The sequence below is a fragment of the Stenotrophomonas sp. INTA L402-1 genome, from assembly GCF_059295135.1.
Map to the genome: position 1 here is coordinate 63,494 of NZ_JCAFWP010000004.1, position 23,565 is coordinate 87,058.

18 protein-coding genes are annotated in these 23,565 nt (G+C 65.6%); 4 read left to right on the plus strand and 14 right to left on the minus strand.

The window, feature by feature from the left end:
• Nucleotides 1-40: 40 nt before the first annotated feature.
• The 9 genes from AC5O77_RS04960 to AC5O77_RS05000 form a co-directional block, all read right to left on the minus strand.
• Nucleotides 41-748 (minus strand): pilus assembly protein, encoded by a 708-nt coding sequence (locus AC5O77_RS04960; protein ID WP_180838479.1) that lies wholly within the window; start codon nucleotides 746-748, stop codon nucleotides 41-43.
• Nucleotides 749-766: 18 nt separating this feature from the next.
• The gene (locus AC5O77_RS04965; RefSeq protein WP_180838478.1) at nucleotides 767-1,900 is read right to left on the minus strand and encodes a CblD like pilus biogenesis initiator family protein; all 1,134 of its coding nucleotides are present in this window, start codon (nucleotides 1,898-1,900) and stop codon (nucleotides 767-769) included.
• A complete protein-coding gene (locus AC5O77_RS04970; protein ID WP_478057679.1) occupies nucleotides 1,897-4,629 on the minus strand; it encodes a TcfC E-set like domain-containing protein in 2,733 nt (910 codons plus the stop codon). The genes AC5O77_RS04965 and AC5O77_RS04970 overlap by 4 nt, the downstream gene beginning before the upstream one ends.
• A 51-nt stretch (nucleotides 4,630-4,680) precedes the next feature.
• On the minus strand, nucleotides 4,681-5,190 hold the full coding sequence (locus AC5O77_RS04975) for a CS1 type fimbrial major subunit (RefSeq protein ID WP_478057678.1): 510 nt from the start codon (nucleotides 5,188-5,190) through the stop codon (nucleotides 4,681-4,683).
• A 445-nt stretch (nucleotides 5,191-5,635) separates the two neighbouring features.
• Nucleotides 5,636-5,998: a NirD/YgiW/YdeI family stress tolerance protein gene (locus AC5O77_RS04980; protein ID WP_197617237.1), complete on the minus strand. Its 363-nt coding sequence runs from the start codon at nucleotides 5,996-5,998 to the stop codon at nucleotides 5,636-5,638.
• A gap of 300 nt (nucleotides 5,999-6,298) precedes the next feature.
• The gene (locus AC5O77_RS04985) at nucleotides 6,299-7,369 is read right to left on the minus strand and encodes a hypothetical protein (RefSeq protein WP_478057677.1); all 1,071 of its coding nucleotides are present in this window, start codon (nucleotides 7,367-7,369) and stop codon (nucleotides 6,299-6,301) included.
• 292 nt (nucleotides 7,370-7,661) lie between these two features.
• Entirely contained in the window at nucleotides 7,662-8,939 is a 1,278-nt protein-coding gene (locus AC5O77_RS04990; protein WP_478057676.1) for a citrate synthase, read from the minus strand.
• A gap of 296 nt (nucleotides 8,940-9,235) precedes the next feature.
• On the minus strand, nucleotides 9,236-9,478 hold the full coding sequence (locus AC5O77_RS04995; RefSeq protein WP_005418951.1) for a type B 50S ribosomal protein L31: 243 nt from the start codon (nucleotides 9,476-9,478) through the stop codon (nucleotides 9,236-9,238).
• A gap of 88 nt (nucleotides 9,479-9,566) precedes the next feature.
• Complete coding sequence (locus tag AC5O77_RS05000; protein ID WP_032127836.1) at nucleotides 9,567-10,505, minus strand: nucleoside hydrolase; 939 nt, start codon at nucleotides 10,503-10,505, stop codon at nucleotides 9,567-9,569.
• Between the two features lie 225 nt (nucleotides 10,506-10,730).
• On the opposite strand from AC5O77_RS05000, the gene AC5O77_RS05005 reads away from it, so the two are divergent.
• The gene (locus AC5O77_RS05005; protein WP_197617239.1) at nucleotides 10,731-12,059 is read left to right on the plus strand and encodes a Fic family protein; all 1,329 of its coding nucleotides are present in this window, start codon (nucleotides 10,731-10,733) and stop codon (nucleotides 12,057-12,059) included.
• A gap of 144 nt (nucleotides 12,060-12,203) precedes the next feature.
• Here the strand turns inward: AC5O77_RS05005 and recG are convergent, their stop codons facing one another.
• The 5 genes from recG to gmk all read right to left on the minus strand — a co-directional run bounded on the left by recG (nucleotide 12,204) and on the right by gmk (nucleotide 18,231).
• Nucleotides 12,204-14,315: an ATP-dependent DNA helicase RecG gene (gene recG / locus AC5O77_RS05010; RefSeq protein ID WP_049422642.1), complete on the minus strand. Its 2,112-nt coding sequence runs from the start codon at nucleotides 14,313-14,315 to the stop codon at nucleotides 12,204-12,206.
• A gap of 7 nt (nucleotides 14,316-14,322) precedes the next feature.
• A complete protein-coding gene (locus AC5O77_RS05015) occupies nucleotides 14,323-14,709 on the minus strand; it encodes a RidA family protein (protein WP_005410875.1) in 387 nt (128 codons plus the stop codon).
• Nucleotides 14,710-14,886: 177 nt separating this feature from the next.
• Nucleotides 14,887-17,049 (minus strand): RelA/SpoT family protein, encoded by a 2,163-nt coding sequence (locus AC5O77_RS05020; RefSeq protein ID WP_019661980.1) that lies wholly within the window; start codon nucleotides 17,047-17,049, stop codon nucleotides 14,887-14,889.
• A gap of 106 nt (nucleotides 17,050-17,155) precedes the next feature.
• Entirely contained in the window at nucleotides 17,156-17,455 is a 300-nt protein-coding gene (gene rpoZ, locus AC5O77_RS05025) for a DNA-directed RNA polymerase subunit omega (protein WP_005410877.1), read from the minus strand.
• Nucleotides 17,456-17,565: 110 nt separating this feature from the next.
• Complete coding sequence (gene gmk / locus AC5O77_RS05030) at nucleotides 17,566-18,231, minus strand: guanylate kinase (protein WP_014038334.1); 666 nt, start codon at nucleotides 18,229-18,231, stop codon at nucleotides 17,566-17,568.
• Between the two features lie 290 nt (nucleotides 18,232-18,521).
• Between gmk and fdnG the strand changes: the two genes are divergently transcribed.
• Genes fdnG through AC5O77_RS05045 form a run of 3 tightly spaced genes read left to right on the plus strand, consistent with a single transcriptional unit; the run spans nucleotide 18,522 to nucleotide 23,162 of the window.
• Complete coding sequence (gene fdnG / locus AC5O77_RS05035) at nucleotides 18,522-21,590, plus strand: formate dehydrogenase-N subunit alpha (RefSeq protein WP_478057674.1); 3,069 nt, start codon at nucleotides 18,522-18,524, stop codon at nucleotides 21,588-21,590.
• Between the two features lie 10 nt (nucleotides 21,591-21,600).
• Nucleotides 21,601-22,518 (plus strand): formate dehydrogenase subunit beta, encoded by a 918-nt coding sequence (fdxH, locus tag AC5O77_RS05040; RefSeq protein ID WP_478057673.1) that lies wholly within the window; start codon nucleotides 21,601-21,603, stop codon nucleotides 22,516-22,518.
• Nucleotides 22,515-23,162 carry a formate dehydrogenase subunit gamma gene (locus AC5O77_RS05045; RefSeq protein ID WP_478057672.1) on the plus strand — a complete coding sequence of 216 codons (648 nt, stop codon included), beginning with the start codon at nucleotides 22,515-22,517 and terminating at the stop codon, nucleotides 23,160-23,162. The genes fdxH and AC5O77_RS05045 overlap by 4 nt, the downstream gene beginning before the upstream one ends.
• Nucleotides 23,163-23,565 lie beyond the last annotated feature (403 nt).

Below are 23,565 nucleotides of genomic sequence, written 5' to 3' on the forward strand. Positions count from 1 at the left end.
AGGGAAATGAAGCCCCGCGCTTGCGCGGGGCGATAAAGGGTCAGGCGCTCGGCGCCAAGGTCGTTACGTGATCGCGATAGCCGTCGTTCGACAGGCGGTACTGCAACTGCAGGGTGTTGCCCGGCTGAAGCTGGAACGGCAAGGTCAGCGCAGCATCGGGGTAGAGGCTTTTCGACAGCTCACGCGGCGTACATACGCCACTGGCATTGCACTCGGACGCACCGGTGATACCCACACGCAGCGTGCCGGTATTGCGCAGGGTGTTGCCCTGCAGTTGCAGATCCACGCTACCCTTGGCAGGCACCACGTTCACCAGCGCGCCCCAGACCAGGCTGACGCCGACGTTGGCCTGCGCCGCCTGCTCGTCGCCCTCCAGGATCGTGCCGTCGGGGCCATTCACGCCCTCGAAGTAGATGCGATAGGCCGCCTCTTTTTCGACGGTCTGCAGCGGAATCACCCGGATCAGGCGATTGCTACCGCCGCTGAGTGCGAACTTGCCGGGGGTAATGGCAATCGCCGCATCGGCGGCGTCCACTTCGATCTCTTCCTCACCCACCTGCGCCGGGTTGGTGATGCGCAGCAGCCGCGCCTGCACGTACTGCGGCTGGGTGGATTGCGAGTACACGCGGATCTTCGTTCCGTGCCTGGCGTCCACCGCTGCACGCATCGGATGAATGGACAGATTGGCCTGTGCCGGTGGGGCCAGCAGTGCACTCAACGGCAACAGGCAGAACAGCAGCTTCTTCATGATGAGCCTCCGTGGGGATCAGGGTTTGGCAGTCGGCACGCGCAGCTCTACCGTCAGCTCGCCGTCGTAGAGACCGGGGCGTTTGCTGGCGATGGGCGTGGGTGGTGTTTCCAGCGTCAGTGGCGTGGGCACGCAGTACACGGGTTGACTGATGCCCGGCAGCAGCACCATGCGCAGTTGCGCGCTGTCGATGCCACGCAGCAGCTGTTCTTCGCCGTGCTTCATCGCCAGCAGATTTCCGCCGTAGTTCAGGCCGACCTGGTAGTCGAGGCGCTGGGTGTCGTCGCTGCCACCATCCTGATGCCAGACCGCAAAGTCACGCCCAGGCGGTGGGCGTGGGCCACTGTCGCGCACGGTGACGCCGAGGAATTCGCTCTGCGAACCCACACCGTCGTACAGGCACATGTCCACTTCCTTGCGCCCAGCGACGACCTTGCGGATGGGGTCGTAGCGCAGGTCCATGTTGACCAGGGGGGCAACGCCATCGAACCCGGGAAAGTAGATCGAAATCGCGTCGTAGTCGGTGACGGTGAAGTCGAAGTTGAAGGTGGCTGTGGCTACTGGTGCTGCGGCAGGGTCGGCTCTGATGTTCAGGCGCATCGTGGCCTTCCAGTGGCCGGCGACGAGCCTCGCAAGTTCTTCTGCTGGAACTGAGAGCCTCACCCCAGTTCCAATTGGCTGATCAGCGCCACATGTGTACCAAGATGCCGAATGCAGAACCCTCTGCAAGGTGTCCCAGTAGTCGGTTCCGCACCCCCAGTCAGACATGACTCTCTGCAGGCTTCCGAGCGCGCGAATCTCGATGCGCAGACCGGTCCGCTGATCAGCTAAAGCCAGCAACACCTCGCTGATTCCATCTGCACCAGACGGAACGCCTTCCGTCGGGCATCTCCCAAATTCGCTATCAGAAGCAGATCCACAAACCACATGGATCTGCCCATACTTCATCGCCAGGTCGTGACTGAACCCGAGCACCGTCCGCGGCGCCCACAACTCCACATCGCCCGGCACCGCCGAGCGATCCCAGGTCATCACGATGTCCCGACTCTGATCCGTCGGGTGCGTTTCCGGCGGCCACTGCGCCCACGCCCTCGGCGCCAGCACCACCAGCGCACACACCAGCATCAACACCAACAACACACGCCGGTTCATGGCGTTCCTCCTGCAGCAGCGGTCTGGGGCGTGGCGGCAATCAACGCGCGTTCCTGCAGCAGGCGCGTCACACGGGCCTGCTGGCGGATCTCTGCCGGCAGCTGGGCCACGGCCAGCGGCTCGCAGTGCACGGCGCCCACCAGCAGCACCACCTGGCGGCGCTCGCGCACCTGCAGCGGGCAGTGCAGCAGGCGGTCGTCCTGCAGCAGGTACAGCGTTGTCTCGCGACGCGGGAAGTCGGCAACGAAGCCACCGTTGGCGCTGGTGCCGGGCACCGGCGCGTTGAGGATGCGGGCGCCACCCAGCGGCGCGCCGGCGAGATCCTTGGCGTTGCCGATGAAGGTGTAGGTCACCTCGATCGGCACCGGCATGCGCATCAGCCGCCCGGGGCTGAGGAACATCGGCCGTGCGCCACCGACGCCGGTCACGCGGATGGCGGCGATGCTGTCCAGCGTGCTGGCGTCCTGTACTTCGGCACGGTGCGATTGGTACGACGACAGCGGCAGCAACCGGCGCTCGCCAATCTGCAGGCGTTGCCGGCGCAGGCCGCCCACCTGCAGTTCGGCCGCCACGCCACGCAGGTCGACGTCGTCGGTGTCGGCCACCTGTACGGCCAGGCCGGCGTCTGCACCGTTGCTGCCGCTCCAGTAGAAGCCGCGCTTGCCCAGCGCGAAGCCGGAGCTGTGCATGCCGCTGTAGGCGGTCTCGCTGCGGCCGCGCTGCTGGTAGTGCGCCAGCGTGGCGCCGCTCTGGCCCAGGCTGTTCTGCAGCTGGCCGCTGAGCGTGGCGCTGTAGCGATCACTGTTGTTGGCACGCAGTTCGGCCGACAGCTCGCGGTACTGCGCGTCCACTTCCTGGCGCAGGCTGTGGCCGACGCTGTAGTTGATGTCCGGGCGCTGGTGCTGCGGCTGGCGCACGTCCACGCTGTAGCGGCGCTGGCCGCTGCCGGCGGTACCGCGCAGCAGGCGGGTCAGGCTCAGGTTGAAGTAGATGCCGCGGTCGCGTTGGTCACTGCCGCGCAGGCTGTCGCTGGCGCGCTGCTGCCACACGCCCACGCGGGTGGAGACGCTGAAATCCTGCCAGCGATGGCTGCGGCTGAAGCTGGCCTGCCAGGTGCGGCTGAGCTGCGGCTCGCGTCGTGGCTGCCATGGCGCCGGCGGCGGCAGCAACGGGTCCAGCCCGGCCAGCGGATCGTCTTCTGCGCCCGGCAGGATCCGTCCTGCGCGCCAGGTCTGGCGCCGCGTGTAGCCCACATAGGCACTGCCACCGGCCAGCGGCAGCGCCATCGAGGCGCTGAGCGAGTTGGTGCAGCCCAGCTGGTCGCGGGCGTCGGCCTCGAACTGGCAGGCCTTGCCGCGCATGCGCTGCTGGTAGATGTTCCAGGATGCGGTGCGGCGGTACGACAGCTGGTGCTGCTGGCCGGTGCTGCCATCGTTGCCGCGCATGCCGCCGATGCTGGCGCGCAGTTCCTGGGTGGCGTACAGGCGGCGCAGGTCCACGCGCAGTTCGCCATAGCGGAATCCGCCGAGGTCGGCGGCGCCGGCCACCATCGCCACGTCGCGGCCCAGCGGCACGCGCATCCCGGCCACGGCCACGCGTTCGCCATCGAAGCGGTCACTGCGGCGCTCGTTGCGCTGGCCGCCCTGCACGAACCACTGCCACTGGCTGTTGGTCCAGTCGCCGCCCTTGTCGAACGGCGCGTCTTCGCTGCGCACCAGCACGCCGTCTTCGTAGATGCGCAGGGTGACGTTGTAGTTGCCGAACGGGAAGTTACGGGTGTCGATCTGGTTGATGCCGGCCTGCAGGTAGGAGGTCTGCAGCAGCCGCGTGCCGTCGTAGGCATCGACGCGTGCATCGCGCGCCAGCAGCACGGTCAGCGGCGTGGCCTGCACGGCGGCATCGGCGTCCACATAGGCCTGGGTGGTGCCCACGCGCAGGCCCTGCAGGCGATCCAGCGGCAGCATGCTGAAACTGAAGGTGCCCCCCTGCGGGCTGGACAGGTTGCGGCGGTCCATGCGCCCGGCCTGCAGGTAATGCGCCTGCCCCAGGTCATGGCGGTAGTAGACGTTGTCGAACTGGAACGCGCTGTCACTGCCGCGGCTGCGGTAGCGCTGCTGGTTGAAGTTCCATTCGGCGGAGACATGCCCGCGATCGAACAAGCCCAGCACGCCGGTGCCACGCGCGGACAGCGTCTGGTAATCGCGGCTGCCACTCACATTGATCACCTGCTGGTGCAGGAAGGCGTTCTCGGCGTTGGCGCTGACGGTGTGGAAGCGTTCGGCGGCCGGCTTGCCGGGAATCCACTGGCGGGCAACGAACAGGCGCACCGCGCCCTCGCCTTCGTCGTACAACGCGCGCACGGCGGCGGGGTCATCCGGTGGATCGAGATAACCGCAGCCGGCAGTCGCGCCACCGAAGCGGCAGGCCAGATGGCTGTTGTGCGGCATGGACTGTGACAGCGCGGGCAGCAGCGCGGCCTGCGCCTCGGCGGGCAGGTCGAGCGCCTGCAGCACGCTTGCTGGATCTTCCAGCTGTACGTGTTCCAGGGTCACGCGCACCGGCGACAGCCCGGCCGAGCGGCCGAACAGCTGGATGTCGAGTTGTTCGGTCTGGCCTTCGACCAGATCCTCGAAGCCGGGCGGGACGCCGCGCGCCGCCGCCAGCGGCGTTGCCAGCGCCAGGGCGAGCGCGACCGCCAGCCGGGTGATGGCGGGGGCGTGTGGGGTCATGGGGGTACCGCTGGAAAAGCAGCCGGCCCGGCGTGCGGGCCGGCGCGGGGATTACGGCGTGGTGGCCTTCTGGTTCAGCACGATGTTGACGATGCCGGTGTAGGCACCCTTGGTGGCAATCGGGGCCGGCGTGGTCTGCGCGATGACCAGCGGCATCGAGATCGACGCGCCCGGGGTGGAACCGGCACCGGTGAACAGATCGGCGGCCTTGAACTCAATCGGAGTCACTGCCAGCGCGCGGTTGTTGAGGCTGACCGTCATCGGCACAGTAACCTTGCCATCACCGTTGGCGAGCACGAAGGCGCTACCAATCTTGGCCTCGATATCGGCGGCTTCATCATTGGAGTGGATGCGCACATGCTGGGTGCTCGGCACCAGGCCGCGCAGCGGGTCATGGGTCAGGGTGACCAGGTCCGGCAGCGGGCTGCCATCGTCGCGCAGCAGGGCCAAGGTCGGGTCGACGTCGGCGTAGACGGAGATCCTGGTTTCCACGGCGTGCGCGGACAGCGAAGCCGTGGCCAGCGCTGCAGCGAGCGCGGCCTTCTTGATAGTGGCGTGCATGGGTTGTCTCTCTCGGACAAGGGGGGAATGAGAAAGCCCCCCTCCCCTAAGGAGAAAGGGAGGGAGGCGCCGCCCGCAGAGGTGGTTGCGGGCGACGGAGAGAATGTTAGGAACCCATTGTCCTGCCGGCCATTCAAGCATTCCTAAAACGTTGAACGTTAAGAAGAATCTTTGAATTAGTTCAACGTTCCAGGCTTACGCAATTTCCCTCATTCGGTAAATGCAACGAATCTCATTGCTTCGCCTTTGTAGAGTCGAGCCATGCTCGACTGCTGTTCGCGCTGTTCGCGCTGTGCGCGCTGTGCGCGCTGTGCGTGCGAGTCGAGCATGAATCATGTCCTCGGCCTGGCGGCAGGTTCCGCGCGCATGGCGATGCGTTCATCAAGAGGGCGCCCACGGATCCTTCGGCGCGGCTCGACTCTACATATTGCAACCCGCGCGAGCCTCAGCCTGCGGGCACCACGGTCACGCGATCAACATCGATGTCGGTCGGCTTGAACCGATGCGTATCGACCTTGCCATGCAGTTCCACCACGGTGTCCGCACCAATGGCCTGCTGCGGCAGGTCTTCGTCATCGATCTCCACTTCGATCTGGCCACTGGCATCGCGGAACTGGTAACGCTCGTGGCCAAGCTTGGCGACGAGGTTGCCACGCAGCACCACCGGCTGGTCGTCGCGCTGGGCGCGCGCATCGGCCACGGTGCTGGCAGCGGTTCCTGCGCCTGGGCCGGTGTACTGGGCAAATGCGTGCGGGCTCAGCAGAGCCAGCGGCGTGGCGATGAGGGCAATGGCAAGCAGTCGGTTCATGGTGGTCTCCGTGGCTGAGTAAGTGCCCTCAGGTTCTATCGCCCCGGATGTGATGCCTATGCAATAGATCCGAAAAGATGTGAAAGCGACACTCAGTGTCAGAATTCGTTCAGATCCTGAAGCAAGGTTTTGTAGAGTCGAGCACGGCTCGACCCTACAAATACCCATCCACGCATGCGTGGACCTCGCATTGGCGCGCGATCAGAAGAAGATCGCGTACAGGATCAGCAGCGGAATCGGTACGCCCAACAACCAGAGCAGAATCATTTTCATGGCAGGTCTCCTTGCATGGAACGGGGGTTACAGGTCGCGACGGCGGCCGCCCCAGGTAGCGCTGAGGCTGGCGAAGAACGCGCCGATCAGCAGCGTGATGAACAGCCACAGCGCGGCATACGCTGCTGCCTTGCGGGCGTCGTCGGCCGCCTGCTTGGCAGTGTTCTTGGCCTTCTCCAGCGCAGCACGCATGCGCGTCTGCACATCGGTCACGCGCGTCTGCGCTTCGGCCTGACTCATGCCGGTCTCGCGCGCGATCAGCTGGGACAGGTACTGGGTGTCGGCCGGATCCAGGCCATCTCCCTGCAGACTGTTGACGATGATGCGATTCACCTCGGCACGCACTTCACGGCGATCACCCATCGGGCCATTGCCTGGCGTCGGACGCGGCAGTGCGGCCATGCGCGCGTCGCGCGGGCCGACGCTTGCGGCCGGCGGCGGCGGTGCCGCATTCGGATCCATCGGCGCACCCGGCGGAGGCGGCGCTGCAGGATCAGACGGCCCTGCGCTGGTGGCGCTGCGAAACAGCGAGTCCACCCAGTAGTTGAGGTCGCCTTCCGGCGCAGCCGCGGCGGCGCTACCGGCGCCCGCTGCGGCAACGCCGGCGGTGGATACTGCGGCACCAGCCGTGGCACCTGCCACCTTCGCGCCCGTGCCCAGCACCCCACCGATGGCCGACGTGAGCAGACCAGCGGTGAGCAGCGTGGCCACCGCCCACGACACGAAGCCATGTGCGGTATCGCGGAAGTAGGTTTCATCGCCGTGGATCTGCGTCCACTTGGTACGCAGGCGTCCGGCCAGATAGCCACCCAGACCCGAAGCCGCCAGCGCGGTGAAGGTGAGCCAGATGATGCTGGACCAACCGAAGGTTTCCTTGCTGACGCCTTCGAACGACCACGGCGACACCGAGGACAGCCCAAGGCCCACGCCGAGAATCAGCAGGATGAGGGAGAGTGCAGCGGCAGCGGCGGCACCGGCGAAGATCGCGCCCCAGGACACGGCGCTTTCGCTTGGAGGGGCGACGATGGGGGCGGTGACGACAGTGGCGACATCAGGACCGAGCGGGCCGCGCTCGGGTGGGTCGAATCGGGTACTCATGGGACGGACGCTCCGGATCAGATGCTGCGGATGCAGCTGGCGTCCTGAGGCTGCGCGAGCGCTTGTGAAGCTGGCGAGACCCTTGAATCACGCGGTCTTGGCGCGGTGAAGAGCGTGCCAACCAAGGTTGGCACCTACCGAAGGCGGATGCGGTGGTAGATCCACGCCATGCGTGGATGATTTTTCGCGGGCGCCGAAATCGTGCGGACCAACGGTCCGCACCTACCAGGTCCGCTCCAAAAAAAAACGCCCCGCGGATGCGGGGCGTTCTCGGCACAATCTACGCGGGCGATCAGCCCTGGTAGTCGCGCACGTCGCTGCCGGTGTAGACCTGGCGCGGACGGCCGATCTTCATTTCCGGATCAACCTGCTGTTCCAGCCAATGCGAGACCCAGCCGGAAGTACGGCCCAGGGCGAACATGACGGTGAACATTTCGGTCGGGATCTGCAGCGCCTTGTAGATGATGCCGCTGTAGAAATCGACGTTCGGGTACAGCTTGCGGGCGACGAAGTACTCGTCCTGCAGCGCGGCCTGTTCCAGCTTCACGGCCACGTCCAGCAGCGGATCCTGCACGCCCAGCTGCTTGAGCACCTTGCTGGTCATCTCGCCGATGACCTTGGCGCGCGGGTCGAAGTTCTTGTAGACGCGGTGGCCGAAGCCCATCAGGCGGAAGCCGGAGGTCTTGTCCTTGGCCTTGACCACGGCGGACTCGACGTTGTCAGCGCTGCCGATCTCTTCCAGCATCTTCAGCACGGCTTCGTTGGCACCGCCGTGGGCCGGACCCCACAGCGCGGTGACGCCAGCGGCGACCGACGCGTACGGGTTGGCACCGGTCGAACCGACCAGGCGCACGGTCGAGGTCGAGGCGTTCTGCTCGTGGTCGGCGTGCAGGATGAACAGCAGGTCCAGCGCCTTGACCACGTCCGGGTTCAGATCGTACTGGCCTTCAGCCGACTCGAAGGTCTGCTTCAGGAAGCGGCTGACGTAGTCCAGCGAGGTGTCCGGCTTGTTGGCCGGCAGGCCCTTGCCGTGGCGGTAGATCAGCGCCGACAGGGTCGGCACCTTGGCGATCAGGCGCACAGCGGCCTGGCGGCGCTGTTCGGCGTCGGACAGGTCCAGCGAGGCGTGGTAGATGCCCGACAGCTGCGCGATGGCGGCGGTCAGGATGGCCATCGGATGTGCATCCTTGGCGAAGCTGCCGATCAGGGTGTTGATCGACTCATCGACGTTGGCTTCAGCCGCCAGCTCGTCGGTGAAGGCCTTCAGCTGCTCGGCGCTCGGGCGCTCGCCGTTGATCAGCAGGTAGGCCACTTCGACGTAGCTCGACTTTTCCGACAGCTGTTCGATCGGGTAGCCGCGGTACAGCAGCACGCCCTTGTCGCCGTCGATGTAGGTGATGGCGGACTTGCAGCTGGCCGTCGCGGTGAAGCCGGAATCGTAGGTGAAATACCCCGTTTCCTTGGTCAGCTTCGCGATGTCGACGCAGTCGTTGCCAAGGGTGGGTTTGATGACGGGCAGAACGACCGACTTATCGCCGGCGTTGAGCGTGACCTGATCAAGATCGGACACTGTGTGCGCTCCTTCATGGGAAGGCGCCTGCCCAAGCGCATTGGTCAGGCACGTGAATGACGTCCTCGGCCTGTGCCGGGGATCACGCCATTATCGCACAGCAGCATTTGCCCGGCGCTAGACAGAAGTCGTATACGACAGGCGGCCAGACGCCGGCCGTTGAGCGGCCCGGATCGGCAAAAGCGTTGTCATCCGAACGCAGTGTTCCGTCCATCCAAACGCCCGTTGGGTAGGCGTTGGGGAAAAACAAACGGCCGCGCAGTGCGCGGCCGTCGGTTCGAAGCTGGATCGACAGATCAGCGCGCGTAGCGCTTCTGGAACTTGTCGATACGGCCCGAGGTGTCGATGACCTTGTGCTTGCCCGTGTAGAACGGGTGCGAAGCAGAGGAAATTTCAACCTTGACCAGCGGGTATTCGTTGCCGTCTTCCCACTGGATGGTTTCCTTCGTGCCCATGGTCGAGCGGGTCAGGAACTTGAAATCGGAGGTGACGTCATGGAAGACGACGTCGCGGTAGTTCGGATGGATATCGGCCTTCATGGGCTCACACCGTAAATGGGCTGGTGGTCAAGAGCGGCATTATAAGCACCGGTTGCCGCTCGGGGCAACCGGTGCGGGTCAACAGACTTCAGTCCGCGCCCAGGGCCTGGCGCACCAGGGCCTCGAAACGCTGCTGGTCGTAGGCCATCAGCAGATCGCAGTTGTCCGGCTGGCCGGTCTGGCGGTTCCAGTCGACGATGGTGGCGCCGCGGCTGAACGTACCGTTCAGCTCCACGTTCAGCGGCCGCGATTCGACCTGCAGCTGCCCTTCCGGGTTCAGCGCCCAGGCCATGGCGACCGCATCGGCGGTATACCAGCGGCCACCCTTGCTGTCCTCGGACAGGCCACGGGTCTTGCGCGAGATCAGCTCGTAGAAACGGGCGCGATCGGAATCAGCCTGCAGCCACTTTTCAGCATCCTGCAGCGGCAGGCCATGGGCGACGGTGGCCTCCCAGTCCGACACCAGCAGGTGCTTGAACGAAGTGAACACCACGTGCGCCGCTTCCGGATCGAACGCGATGTTGAATTCGGCCGCAGGGGTGATGTTGCCGTGGCAGGTGACTGCACCGCCCATCACCACGATGCGCTTGATGCGCTCGGGAAGGGTCGGGTCCAGCTTCAGTGCCAGGGCCAGGTTGGTCAGCGGGCCAAGCATCACCAGCATCAGTTCACCGGCGTGCTCGTGCGACAGGCGCAGGATGGCCAGTGCGGCGTGCTCGGCTTCAGCCTGGCGGCTCGGCGGCGGCAGGTCCACGTCGCCGTAGCCGTCACGGCCATGCACGTGGGCGGCGTCAACGGAGGGATGCAGCAGGGGATCCGGGCTGCCGGCAAACACCGGTACGTCGGCGCGGCCGACGATGTCGCAGAGCTTGAGGGCGTTGCGGACGGTGTACTGCAGGCCGACATTGCCAGCGGCGATGGTCAGGGCGACCACGTCATGCCGTTCATCGGCAAAGGCCATCAGCAGGGCCAGGGCGTCGTCCACACCGGGGTCGGTGTCGATCAACAGGGGGATCTTGTGGGTCATCGTTGCCGTCTTCAGATCGGCAACGAAGTGTGGACCGGGATGATGACCGTTGCAATACCGGTCTGCCCCGGCGGCAAAGATGTAGTGGAGAGGGTTGGATCCGTTGCCCCCACCAACGCCCCCGCCCAACGCACTCACGAACATGAACAGATTTTAGTTCGGGTCGCTTGGAGCGCCCAACATCATTTGCTATAAAAAGTGTTGAACATTTTATAGAAAACAACCATGAAGCTGCCCGCGCCAGCTCCCGATCTGGCAACCCTCACCCGGAAGTACATGGAGACCCTCGGTACCATCCTGGACGCCCGGATCGGGCCCGAGGTGAACGGCGCCTATGAGCACTGGGACAAAGTCCGCCACAGAGCGCCACCGGCGGGCCTGAACGCGGAGCAGTGGTGGCTGGGCATCACGTGGACGCGCGCAGCATTGCTGAAGCCGCTACCGCTGTTGCTGGACAAGACGCAGCAACCCTTCAAGCTGGCACTTACCGATTCAATGCAGCGGCACCTGCACTACATTGATCGGGAGGCCGCAGGCTCGGTGAAGGGTGTGGATGCTGCCAGCGGCCAAGGACGGTTCCTGATCCGCTCGCTGATCGAGGAAGCGATGACCTCATCGCAGCTGGAGGGCGCCTCGACCACGCGGGCGGTGGCAAAGGAAATGCTGAGCACAGGCCGTGCGCCGCGCGACCAGTCCGAGCGCATGATCTACAACAACTACGTGGCAATGAACGTGATCCGCGAGCGCGGCATACGCCCGATCACTCCCGGCGAGATTCTGGAGCTGCACAGCATCCTCACCGACGGCACGCTGGAGCTTCCAACCGACAGCGGGCGTTTCAGAACCGCCGAAGACAACGTTGCGATCTTCGATCGCGGCTCACCACCTACGCTGCTGCACATCCCTCCTCCGGCCGAGGAAGTGCCCGCACGGATCGAGCGGCTGTGCACGTTCATCAATGAGGAAAGCACACCGTTCATCCATCCTGTCGCCAAAGCCATCGCACTGCATTTCCAGATTGGCTATGACCATCCTTTCGTGGATGGCAATGGCCGTACGGCACGCGCACTGTTCTACTGGGCGATGATGAATGCCGGATATTGGATGACCGAGTACTTCTCCATTTCCAGCGTGTTGAAGGAGTCCCCAGGCAAGTACATGCGGGCCTACCTCTACACCGAAAGCGACAACCGGGATCTTGGCTACTTCGTGGCGCAACAACTGGAGGCGATTGAGCAATCGATCCAGGGTTTGCATGCCTACATCGCCAGGAAGCATGCGGAGGATCAGGCAGCGCGACGCGTGCTGCGAACCGCCCGGCTTGGCGGTGTGCCTCTCAATCATCGTCAGCGCGCGTTGCTGGCCAACGCGCTGAAGGATCCTGACCGGACCTACACCGTCGCCAGCCACCAGGCGGCACACACCATTACCTATCCGACCGCGTTGAAGGATCTGAACGGATTGGTGGCTTCCGGGCTTGTCAGCAAAGAGCGCGTCGGGAAGGCGTCCGAGTATCTAGTGCTACCCGGTCTGTCGGAACGTTTGGCGCTGTAGATCTACGCCATGCGGGGATGACGGGAAGGTGATCGAAAGCGCTGTCTGTAGAGTCGAGCCATGCTCGACTCACGCGCGCGGCGCGCAGTAGATCCACGCCATGCGTGGATGTGTGGACCAGGGTCCACACCCACCAATGCGGCATTACGCCGAGGCGTAACGCACGGCGGTGCCGATCCAGCGCTGCACCACGCGATCGGCCAGCGCGGGTTGCTGGGCCAGCAGGCGTTCGGCCAGGTCATGCACGCCGGGCAGCAGGCCGGCATCACGCGCGAGATCGGCGATGCGGAAGCCAGCCAGGCCGGTCTGGCGGGTGCCCAGCAGTTCGCCCGGGCCACGCAGCTCCAGATCCTTCTCGGCGATGACGAAGCCATCGTTGGTTTCGCGCATGGTCTGCAAACGCTCGCGCGCCATCTGCGAAAGCGGCGCCTGGTACAGCAGCACGCAGCGCGACACCGCCGAACCGCGGCCCACGCGGCCGCGCAACTGGTGCAGCTGGGCCAGGCCGAGGCGCTCGGCATTCTCGATCACCATCAGCGAAGCGTTCGGTACGTCCACGCCCACTTCGATGACCGTGGTCGCCACCAGCAGATCGATCTCGCCCGCCTTGAACGCCACCATCGTCGCCAGCTTCTCGGCGGCCTTCAGGCGGCCATGCACCAGCCCCACGCGCACGCCCGGCAGCAGCGCCTGCAGCGATTCGTAAGTGGCCTGCGCCGGCGTGGCGTCGAGCTCTTCGCTTTCCTCGATGAGCGTGCACACCCAGTACACCTGCCGCCCTTCCTGGCAGGCCAGCGCGATGCGCTCGATCAGTTCGGGACGGCGGTCGTTGTTGAGTGCCACGGTCTGCACCGGGGTGCGGCCCGGCGGCAGTTCGTCGATGGCCGAGACATCCAGATCCGCGTATTCGGACATCGCCAGCGTGCGTGGAATCGGCGTGGCGGTCATCACCAGCTGGTGCGGCACGCTGTTGCCACCCGCGCCCTTGTCGCGCAGGGCCAGCCGCTGGTGCACGCCGAAGCGGTGCTGTTCGTCGACGATGGCCAGGGCCAAATCCTGGAACACCACCGCCTCCTGCATCAGCGCGTGGGTGCCGACCACCACCTGCGCTTCGCCGTTGGCGACCTGCTCCATCACCTTGGCGCGCGCCTTGCCGGTGACCTTGCCGGCCAGCCAGGCGATACGCACGCCGAGCGGTTCCAGCCAGCCGCGCAGGTTGTTGAGATGCTGCTCGGCCAGCAGTTCGGTGGGCGCTGCCAATGCGACCTGCTTACCCTGCTCGACTGCCAGCATCGCGGCCAGTGCGGCGACCACGGTCTTGCCGGAGCCGACGTCGCCCTGCACAAGCCGCAGCATCGGGCTGGGCCGTGCGAGGTCTTCGCGAATCTGCTTGAACACACGCGCCTGTGCACCCGTCAGCGCGAACGGCAGCTGTTTCAGCAGCGCCTTGGCCAGCTTGCCGGGGCCGGCCAGCGGCGGCGCATGGTGCGCCTGCAAGGCGATGCGCTGGCGGCGCAGGCTAAGGTGATGGGCCAGCAGCTCTTCCATTGCCAGACGACGCTGCGCCGGATGGGTGCCTGCGGCCAGCGCGGCCAGATCGGCATCCGGCGGCGGCCGGTGCACGGTCAGCAGCGCGCTGCGCAGTGACGGCAGGCCGAGGCCATCCAGCCAGCCACTGGGCAGCAGTTCCAGCGTGCTTTCCTCGGGCAGGCGGTCCAGCGCCTGGCCGATCAGCTTGCGCATGGTCATCGGGCCGACGCCTTCGACGGTGGGATACACCGGGTCGAGGCGGTCGCCGAGTTCGGGATCGTCATTGCGGCCCAGCACCTGGTAGCTGGGGTGGACGATTTCCAGGCCGAGGTGGCCCGGCTTGGGCGTGCCGAAGCAGCGCAGCCGGTTGCCGACCGCGAACTGGCCGACCTGCTGCTGGCGGAAGTGGAAGAAGCGCAGCACAAGGGTGCCCTGCCCTTCGTCTTCCACCGCCACTTTCAGCATCGGCCGGTAGCGCATGCCGCGCTCGACCGCGACCACCCGCCCTTCCACCTGCGCCGGTACGCCGTTGCGCAGGTCTTCGATGCGGGTCAGCCGGGTCCGGTCTTCATAGCGCAGCGGCAGATGAAGCCAGAGGTCCTGCAGGGTGGCGAGGCCACGCGCCTGCAGTTTGGCGGCCACGGCCGGACCGACGCCGGCGAGCATCGCAAGCGATGCTTCGCCGGACGGTGACAGGACCGGGGTGACCGCCGCCTTGCGTGCCACGTGGCGGTCAGTCGATGACCATCACCGCGTCGACCTCGAAGTTGGCGCCCTTCGGCAGGCCGGAAACTTCGATGGTGGAACGGGCCGGGTATGGGGCCTGGAAGTAGTCCTGCATGACGGCGTTGACCTTGGCGAACTCGCCCAGGTCGGTCAGGTACAGGCCCAGGCGCACGACCTTGTCCAGCGAGCCGCCAGCGGCTTCGGCCACGGCCTTGAGGTTGTCGAAGGCGCGGCGGGCCTGTGCTTCGACGTCACCAGCGCCGACGATGTCGCCGGTAGCGGGGTCGAGCGGGATCTGGCCGGAGAAATACACGGTGTTGCCGGCGCGCACGGCCTGCGAGTACGGGCCGATGGCGGCGGGAGCCTTTTCGGTGTTGATGATCTGGCGGGACATGGGTCGCTCCGGTGCTTGGGGGAAAACAGAGCGGTGATTGTACCGGGTGGGGGCGCATCCACGCATGGCGTGGATCTACCGCGCCGCTTTGGTAGTGCCGGCCGCTGGCCGGCAAACCCATGAGCGTCGGAAGCATCGCGAAGTTGCCGGCCAGCGGCCGGCACTACCGGGTTCGCGTTACTGGCGGCGTACCGACTGCACGACCGACAGGCGGCGCAGGCGGCGCATCACTTCGGCCAGGTGGTTGCGGTCGCGCACCTGGATGTTGAACGCCAGCACGGCGGCGTTGAAATCACGGTCCAGGTAGTCCACACGCTCGATGTTGGAATGGCTCTGAGCGATGGCGGCGGCCAGCTGCGCCAGCACGCCGGTGCCGTTCTCCACTTCCACCACCAGCGAGGTGTCGTAGTCGCCGGAAACAGTGGTGTCCCAGCCGATCGGCACCCAGCGCTCGGGCGACTTGCGCAGCTCGGCCAGGTTCGGGCAGTCCATGCGGTGCACCACGATGCCCTTACCGGCGGTGTGGTAGCCCATGATCTCGTCGCCGGGAATCGGCTGGCAGCAGCCCGCGAAGGTGACCACGCCGCGCTCGCTGCCGTTGATCAGGATCTTTTCCTGCGAGTGGTGGCGCGAATGCGGGCCGCCACGCAGTTCGGCGTAGGCCATCAGCGCCTGTGCAGCCTGCGTCGGCATCCAGTTGCCCAGTGCGACCTCGGCCAGCAGCGCCTCCAGGCGCGGGAATCGGTGCTCGGCCAGGAACGCATCCAGGCGTCCCTTCGGCAGCCGCTCCAGCGAGCTGTCCATCGCTTCCAGCGCGCGGTCGAGCATGCGATGCCCCAGCTGCACGGCGTCTTCGTGCTCCAGCTGCTTGAGCTGGTGGCGGATGGCGGTGCGTGCCTTGCTGGTGACCACGAATTCCAGCCACTGCGGTTTCGGCGTGGCCGAGCGCGCGGTGATGATCTCCACCGACTGGCCCGACACCAGCTTGGTGCGCAACGGCACCAGCTTCTTGTCCACGCGCGAGGCCACGGCCATGTTGCCGACGTCGGTATGCACGGCGTAGGCGAAGTCCAGCGCGGTGGAATTGCGCGGCAGGGCCAGGATCTTGCCCTTCGGGGTGAACAGGTAGACCTCGTCCGGGAACAGGTCGACCTTGACGTTGTCGAGGAACTCCAGCGAGGAACCGGCGGCACGCTGCGAGTCGATCAGTTCAACGATCCAGGCGTGTGCGCGGCTCTGCGCGCTGTTCGGTGAATCGCCGCCGAACTTGTAGGTCCAGTGCGCGGCCACGCCACGTTCGGCGATCAGGTCCATCTCTTCGGTGCGGATCTGCACTTCGATGGGCGAACCATACGGCCCGAACAGCACCGTATGCAGCGACTGGTAACCGTTGGCCTTGGGAATGGCGATGAAATCGCGGAAACGCCCATCCAGCGGCTTGAACGTGGCATGCACCGAACCCAGCGCGTGGTAGCAGCTGGGCACGCTGCGCACCACCAGGCGGAAGCCGAACACGTCCATCACCTGGTCGAAGGTTTTGTTCTCGTCGCGCATCTTGTTGTAGATGCTCCACGGGGTCTTGATGCGGCTGACCAGGCGGTGCTCGATGCCTTCCTTCGCCAACCGCTGCGACAGCTGCACTTCCACCTGCGCCAGCGCTTCACGGCGGACCACCGGCTGGCTGCGGATGTGCTTTTCCAGGATCGCGTGGCGCCACGGATACAGCGCCTTGAAGCCGAGGTTCTGCAGCTCGCTCTTGACCAGGCTCATGCCCAGGCGCTGGGCGATGGGCGCATAGATCTCCAGCGTCTCGCGGGCGATGCGGCCGCGCGCTTCGCGGCTCTGCGCGCCCAGCGTGCGCATGTTGTGCAGGCGGTCGGCCAGCTTGATCATGATCACGCGCAGGTCGCGCGACATCGCCAGCAGCATCTTGCGGAAGCTCTCGGCGGCCGCTTCCTGGCGATCGCGGAACTTCAGCTTGTCCAGCTTGGTCACGCCGTCGACCAGTTCGGCCACGGCTTCGCCGAACTCGGCAGCCAGCGCTTCACGGGTCAGCGGGGTGTCTTCGATGGTGTCGTGCAGGATCGCGGCGATCAGCGCTTCCACGTCCAGGCCGAGCTCGGCCAGCACCTGGGCCACGGCCACCGGATGGGTGATATAGGGCTCGCCCGACTTGCGCGTCTGCCCGGCGTGTGCGGCGGCTCCGACTTCCCAGGCACGGCGCAACAGCGGCAGCTGTTCCGGCGGCAGGTAATGGGCGGCGCGTTCAAGCTGGAGGACGTAGTCGGGTACGGCGGCAGCGGGGGCTGCGGCGACCTTGGCAGTGGGGCCTGGGTTCATGCCCGAAGCCTATTCCAGCGCGACGTTTACGGCAAATCCTGAATGCGAAACAGCCCGCACGGGGCGGGCTGTTCGGCACATCCAACGATTACGTTGATCGATGCGATCAATCGTCGTTCTTGGACATGTCTTCGTCGGCGACCACTTCCGCGGCAGCCCACTCCAGCGCTTCGCGCTCGGCGCGCTCACGCTCGGCCTTCTCGACTTCGTCGATCAGCGCGTTGTCGATCTTGCGGGCGGCGATTTCGCGCAGCGCCAGCACGGTCGGCTTGTCCTCGGTCTCGCTGTTGTCCAGCGTGGCCTGCACGCCGTTGGCGAGCTGGCGGGCACGCTTGGAAGCCATCATGACCAGTTCGAAACGGTTGTTAACGACTTCCAGGCAATCTTCTACGGTGATGCGGGCCATACGGGCTCCCGGCGACCGGTCGGCCGCTCAGTCGAATGAGGGAAAGGGGACGGAGTGTACTGGCAGGGGCTGGACAAAATCAAGCCAACCCCTACCCGATTCTTTTGGAATCAGTCAGTTGCGCCCGGATCGGGGGTCAACAAGGCCTGGATCAGCCCAGCGTGGCGGACCTTCTGGGCCTCCCGGCGCAGGCGGCTGGCGGTGAAGATGGCGCACAGTTCGTCCACGGCGGTGTCGAACACCTCGTTGACGATCACGTAGTCGAACTCGTTGAAGTGCAGCATCTCGTCACGGGCGGCGCCCAGGCGCTGGGCGATGACCGCCTCGCTGTCCTGGCCGCGCTTGCGCATGCGGTCCTGCAGGGCCTGCTTGGACGGCGGCAGGATGAACACGGTGACCGTGCCCGGCACCAGCTGGCGTACCTGCTGCGCGCCCTGCCAGTCGATTTCCAGCAACACGTCCTGGCCGGCGGCCAGCTGCGGCTCCACCGACTGGCGGGCGGTGCCCTTCCAGTCGCCGTGTACCCAGGCATGCTCGAAGAAGTCGCCGGCGGCGATCATTTCCTCGAACTTCTCCGCAGAGACGAAATGGTAGTGCTGGCCATTCACTTCACCCGGGCGCATCGCGCGCGAGGTGAAGGAGATCGACAGGGCGATCTGCGGGTCACGCGCCAGGGTGGCATTGACGATGCTGCTCTTGCCGGCGCCGGACGGGGCGGCAACGATGTACAGCGTGCCGCGCGCAACGGCGTCCGACGGCTTCGACGGGGCGCTCATGCGGGGAGTCCAACGGGTTGATTTCGCAAAATTTTTCCTCGGTGTTCCAGATCCGGCGCGGAGGATCGCGCCAGGACGGCGGGGGCTGCGCGGAACATCCTGGAACCAGGCCCGGCAGACGCTTCCCCGGGGTGCGGGCACGCAACTTTACCAGAGCGGCCCCTTTGCGCGCCCGTCCGGCAGGCGCCGGGCCTTGTGCCACATGGGCGTGCGGGGGCCTGTGCTATAACCGGGCCGTACCCAACGACAGCCCGGAGGCCTGCGCCTCCCCGCCATCCCAGGAGAACGGCATGCCATCGATGAGCCGCCGCCAGTTCCTGAAAGTGACCGGGACAACCCTGGTCGGCTCCAGCCTGGCACTGATGGGCTTCGCGCCCGGCATCGCGCTCGCGGAGGTCCGGCAATACAAGCTGACCCGCGCGACCGAGACCCGCAACACCTGTACATACTGTTCGGTGGCCTGCGGCATCCTGATGTACAGCCTCGGCGATGGCGCCAAGAACGCCGAGCCGAGCATCTTCCATATCGAGGGCGACCCGGACCATCCGGTCAACCGCGGCACGCTGTGCCCGAAGGGTGCCGGCCTGGCCGACATCATCCACAGCAAGTCGCGCCTGCTCTACCCCGAGTACCGCGCACCGGGCTCGAACGAGTGGAAGCGGCTGAGCTGGGACGATGCGCTGGATCGCATCGCGCGGCTGATGAAGGAAGACCGCGATGCGAACTTCGTGCAGAAGAACGAGGCCGGGCAGACGGTTAACCGCTGGCTGACCACCGGCATGCTCGCCGCCTCGGCGACCAGCAATGAAACCGCGGTGCTGACCCACAAGGTCGTGCGCTCCCTTGGCATGCTGGCATTCGACAACCAGGCACGTGTCTGACACGGCCCGACGGTGGCAGGTCTTGCCCCGACGCTAGGCCGTGGTGCGATGACGAATCACTGGGTCGACATCAAGAATGCCGACCTGATCCTGATCATGGGTGGCAATGCCGCCGAGGCACACCCGTGCGGGTTCAAATGGGTGACCGAGGCCAAGGCACACAACAAGGCCCGGCTGATCGTGGTCGATCCGCGCTTCAACCGCTCGGCCGCGGTGGCCGACGTGTATGCGCCGATCCGTACCGGCACCGACATCGTGTTCCTGGGCGGTCTGATCAACTACCTGTTGACCGAGGACCGCATCCAGCACGAGTACGTGCTGAATTACACCGACATGTCGTTCCTGGTGAAGGACGAATTCGCCTTCAAGGACGGCCTGTATTCGGGCTACAACGAGGAGAAGCGCAGCTACGACCGTTCCAGCTGGGACTACGCCTACGGTGACGATGGCTTCGTGCGCAGCGACCCGACGCTGAAGGACCCGCGCTGCGTCTACAACCTGCTCAAGCAGCACTACGCGCGCTACACCGTGGAGATGGTCGAACGCATCTGCGGGACGCCGGCGGACAGCATCCGCCAGGTCTGGGAGATGATCGCGTCCACCGCCGGCAAGGACAAGGCGATGACCATCCTGTACGCGCTGGGCTGGACGCAGCATTCGATCGGTGCGCAGAACGTGCGTGCCGGCACCATGGTGCAGCTGCTGCTGGGCAACATCGGCGTGGCCGGCGGTGGCATGAACGCCTTGCGCGGGCATTCCAACATCCAGGGCCTGACCGACATCGGCCTGATGTCCGACCTGCTGCCCGGCTACCTGACGCTGCCGAAACAGGACGAGCAGGACTACGACGCCTACATCGCCAAGCGCACGCAGAAGCCGCTGCGCGCCAACCAGATGTCGTTCTGGCAGAACTACCCGAAGTTCCATGTCAGCCTGATGAAGTCGTGGTGGGGCGACGCCGCTACCGCCGACAACAACTGGTGCTTCGACCATCTGCCCAAGCTCGACAAGCCGTACGACATGCTGCAGGCGTACGAGCTGATGAACGAGGGCAAGATCCACGGCTACATCTGCCAGGGCTTCAACCCCCTGGCTTCGGCGCCGAACAAGGGCAAGCTGATCAGTGCGTTCTCCAAGCTGAAGTTCATGGTCAGCATGGACCCGCTGGAGACGGAGACCATTGCCTTCTGGCAGAACCACGGTGCGTTGAACGACGTCGACCCGAGCACGATCCAGACCGAAGTATTCCGCCTGCCGACCACTTCCTTCGCCGAGGAAAACGGCGCGGTGGTGAACTCCTCGCGCTGGCTGCAATGGCACTGGAAGGGGGCCAATCCGCCGGGCGAAGCGCGCAGCGACATCGAGATCATGTCCGAGCTGTTCCATCGCATCAAAGCGATGTACGAGAAGGACGGCGGTGCGTGGTGGGAGCCGGTGCGCGACCTGGCCTGGAAGTACTCCAACCCGGAACTGCCGACGCCGGAAGAACTGGCGATGGAATACAACGGCAAGGCACTGGCCGACGTGTTCGATCCGAAGGACCCGACCAAGCTGGTGCGCAAGGCCGGCGAGCAGCTGGCGGCATTCGGCGACCTGCGCGACGACGGCAGCACCGCCTCCGGCTGCTGGATCTACATCGGCGCCTGGGGCCCGACCGGCAACATGATGGCGCGACGTGACAACAGCGACCCCACCGGCATCGGCAACACGCTGGGCTGGGCCTGGGCGTGGCCGGCCAATCGCCGGGTGATGTACAACCGCGCCTCGTGTGACGTGGCCGGCCAGCCGTTCGATCCGCGGCGCACGCTGCTGGCCTGGAACGGCAAGAACTGGGGCAGCGTGGACGTGCCGGACTTCAAGGCCGATGAAGATCCCGCCGGGGGCATGGGCCCGTTCATCATGAATCCGGAAGGCATCGCCCGCTTCTTCGCCAAGGCCGGCATGGCCGAGGGCCCGTTCCCGGAGCACTACGAACCGTTCGATACACCGCTGCGCAGCAACCCGCTCAGCCCCGGTCAGGCACTGACGTTGAACAACCCGGCGGCGCGCGTGTTCGCCAGCGATCGCGCACAGATCGGTTCGCCGGACGAGTTCCCGCATGTAGCCACAACCTACCGCCTGACCGAGCATTTCCACTTCTGGACCAAGCACGGCAAGTTGAACGCCATCATCCAGCCCGAGCAGTTCGTCGAGATCGGCGCGGCGTTGGCCGATGAGCTGGGCATCAACAACGGCAGCCGCGTGCGGGTCAGTTCCAAGCGCGGGCATATCGAAGCGGTGGCGATGGTGACCAAGCGCATCAAGGCCCTGCAGATTGATGGCAAAACCGTGCACCAGGTGGGCGTGCCGATCCACTGGGGCTTCCTCGGTGCGGCCAAGCCCGGATACATCGCCAATACGCTGACCAACGCCATCGGTGACGGCAACTCGCAGACGCCCGAATCGAAGTGCATCCTGGTCAAGGTCGAGAAGGTGTAGGAGACACGCCATGTCACTGCAATCCCTGGACATCATCCGCCGCTCGGCCACCACCACGCCCTCGCCGGAGGCGCGTGGCGCGCACACCGGCCAGGTCGCCAAGCTGATCGATGTGAGCAAGTGCATCGGCTGCAAGGCCTGCCAGGTCGCCTGCATGGAGTGGAATGATCTGCGCGACGAGGTCGGCAGCTGCGTTGGCAGCTACGACAACCCGCCCGACCTGAGCGAACAGTCGTGGACGGTGATGAAGTTCCGCGAGTACGAGGACGAGAAGGGCAAGCTGGAGTGGCTGATCCGCAAGGAAGGCTGCATGCACTGCAGCGATCCGGGCTGCCTGAAGGCCTGCCCGTCGCCGGGCGCGATCATCCAGTACGCCAACGGCATCGTCGACTTCCAGGAAGAGAACTGCATCGGCTGCGGCTACTGCGTGACCGGTTGCCCGTTCGACGTGCCGCGCATCTCCAAGAAGGACCACAAGGCCTACAAGTGCACGCTGTGCTCGGACCGGGTGGCGGTGGGCCAGGAACCGGCCTGCGTGAAGACCTGCCCGACCGGCGCGATCACCTTCGGCAGCAAGCAGGCGATGACCGAGCACGCGGCGGGACGCGTGGAAGACCTGAAATCGCGCGGCTACGAGAACGCCGGCCTGTACGACCCGCAGGGTGTGGGCGGCACCCATGTGATGTACGTGCTGCAGCACGTGGACAAGCCGGAACTGTATGCCGACCTGCCGAAGGACCCGCGCATCAGCCCGATGGTGGAGGTGTGGAAGGGCGTGGCCAAGCCGCTGGGCATGCTGGCGATTGCCGCTACCGCCTTCGCCGGCTTCCTGCATTACATCGGCATCGGCCGCAACACGGTCAATGACGAGGAAGAAGAGGAAGCCGAGCACGAGGCGAAGAAGATCGAAGAGGAGCAGCGGCCATGAAGTACGCCCCGAACCCGCGGCAGATCATCCGCTACCGCGCGCCGACCCGCATCAATCACTGGATTGTGGCGATCTGCTTCGTGTTGACCGCGCTGTCCGGGCTGGCGTTGTTCCACCCTGCCCTGTTCCCGTTGACCCAGCTGTTCGGTGGCGGACCATGGACGCGCATCCTGCATCCATTCATCGGCCTGGCCATGGTGGTGGGTTTTGCGCTGCTGGCGATCCGCATGTGGCGTGACAACCTGCCGACCGCTGACGATGGCATGTGGATGCGCGGCATGCGTGATGTGCTGCGCAACGAGGATGAGAAACTGCCCCCGGTGGGCCGCTTCAATGCCGGCCAGAAGCTGCTGTTCTGGGCCATCATCGGCTGCCTTTCGGCGCTGCTGCTGACCGGCTTCGTGATCTGGCGGCAGTACTTCAGCCACTTCTTCCCGATCGGGCTGATCCGCTTCTCGGTGCTGGCCCATGCGCTGTTCGGCTGGGTGCTGGTGTGCGCGATCGTGGTGCACATCTATGCCGCGATCTGGATCAAGGGCTCGGTGCGGGCGATGACCCAGGGCAAGGTGACCTATGGGTGGGCGTACAAGCATCACCGGCAGTGGTTCCGGGACATCCTGCGCGGACAGCGGGAAGAGGGGTAGCGGCAGGGCCTGCGGCCCTGCACCCGCTGGATCAACGTCAACATCAACGTCAAGAGCGGGTTTCCTGAGGGATGGCGGGGTGGGTCCGGTCGCGGGGGCCGCTGCAAGTACGTCCATGTAAGCTCGGTCGCCGCTTGCTCGTGTGCGCAGTCCTGCGCACACGGCAAGACCGGGGTTGGGCGTCCTGCCCAACCCGCCCGAGGCATGCCTCGGGCCCATGCGGCTCACGCCCCCGCAACCGGACCCACCCCGCCTTCGACAGACTTCTGCGATCTGATGGTGGGTGCCGACCGTTGGTCGGCACTGATCGAATCCCGACCAACGGTCGGGATCCACTTTTGTAGAGTCGAGCGATGCTCGACTGCTTTGCCTCGACACGCTGGACGCGAGCGACGACAACGGC

Coding starts and splice junctions, on each gene's coding strand:
- AC5O77_RS05015 (WP_005410875.1), bottom strand. CDS start 14,709: ATGTCCCGCCAGATCATCAACACCGAAAAGGCTCCCGCCGCCATCGGC.
- rpoZ (WP_005410877.1), bottom strand. CDS start 17,455: ATGGCCCGCATCACCGTAGAAGATTGCCTGGAAGTCGTTAACAACCGT.
- AC5O77_RS04960 (WP_180838479.1), bottom strand. CDS start 748: ATGAAGAAGCTGCTGTTCTGCCTGTTGCCGTTGAGTGCACTGCTGGCC.
- gmk (WP_014038334.1), bottom strand. CDS start 18,231: ATGAGCGCCCCGTCGAAGCCGTCGGACGCCGTTGCGCGCGGCACGCTG.
- AC5O77_RS04970 (WP_478057679.1), bottom strand. CDS start 4,629: ATGACCCCACACGCCCCCGCCATCACCCGGCTGGCGGTCGCGCTCGCC.
- AC5O77_RS04975 (WP_478057678.1), bottom strand. CDS start 5,190: ATGCACGCCACTATCAAGAAGGCCGCGCTCGCTGCAGCGCTGGCCACG.
- AC5O77_RS04985 (WP_478057677.1), bottom strand. CDS start 7,369: ATGAGTACCCGATTCGACCCACCCGAGCGCGGCCCGCTCGGTCCTGAT.
- AC5O77_RS04980 (WP_197617237.1), bottom strand. CDS start 5,998: ATGAACCGACTGCTTGCCATTGCCCTCATCGCCACGCCGCTGGCTCTG.
- AC5O77_RS05005 (WP_197617239.1), top strand. CDS start 10,731: ATGAAGCTGCCCGCGCCAGCTCCCGATCTGGCAACCCTCACCCGGAAG.
- AC5O77_RS04995 (WP_005418951.1), bottom strand. CDS start 9,478: ATGAAGGCCGATATCCATCCGAACTACCGCGACGTCGTCTTCCATGAC.
- AC5O77_RS05020 (WP_019661980.1), bottom strand. CDS start 17,049: ATGAACCCAGGCCCCACTGCCAAGGTCGCCGCAGCCCCCGCTGCCGCC.
- AC5O77_RS05000 (WP_032127836.1), bottom strand. CDS start 10,505: ATGACCCACAAGATCCCCCTGTTGATCGACACCGACCCCGGTGTGGAC.
- AC5O77_RS04965 (WP_180838478.1), bottom strand. CDS start 1,900: ATGAACCGGCGTGTGTTGTTGGTGTTGATGCTGGTGTGTGCGCTGGTG.
- AC5O77_RS05045 (WP_478057672.1), top strand. CDS start 22,515: ATGAAGTACGCCCCGAACCCGCGGCAGATCATCCGCTACCGCGCGCCG.
- fdxH (WP_478057673.1), top strand. CDS start 21,601: ATGTCACTGCAATCCCTGGACATCATCCGCCGCTCGGCCACCACCACG.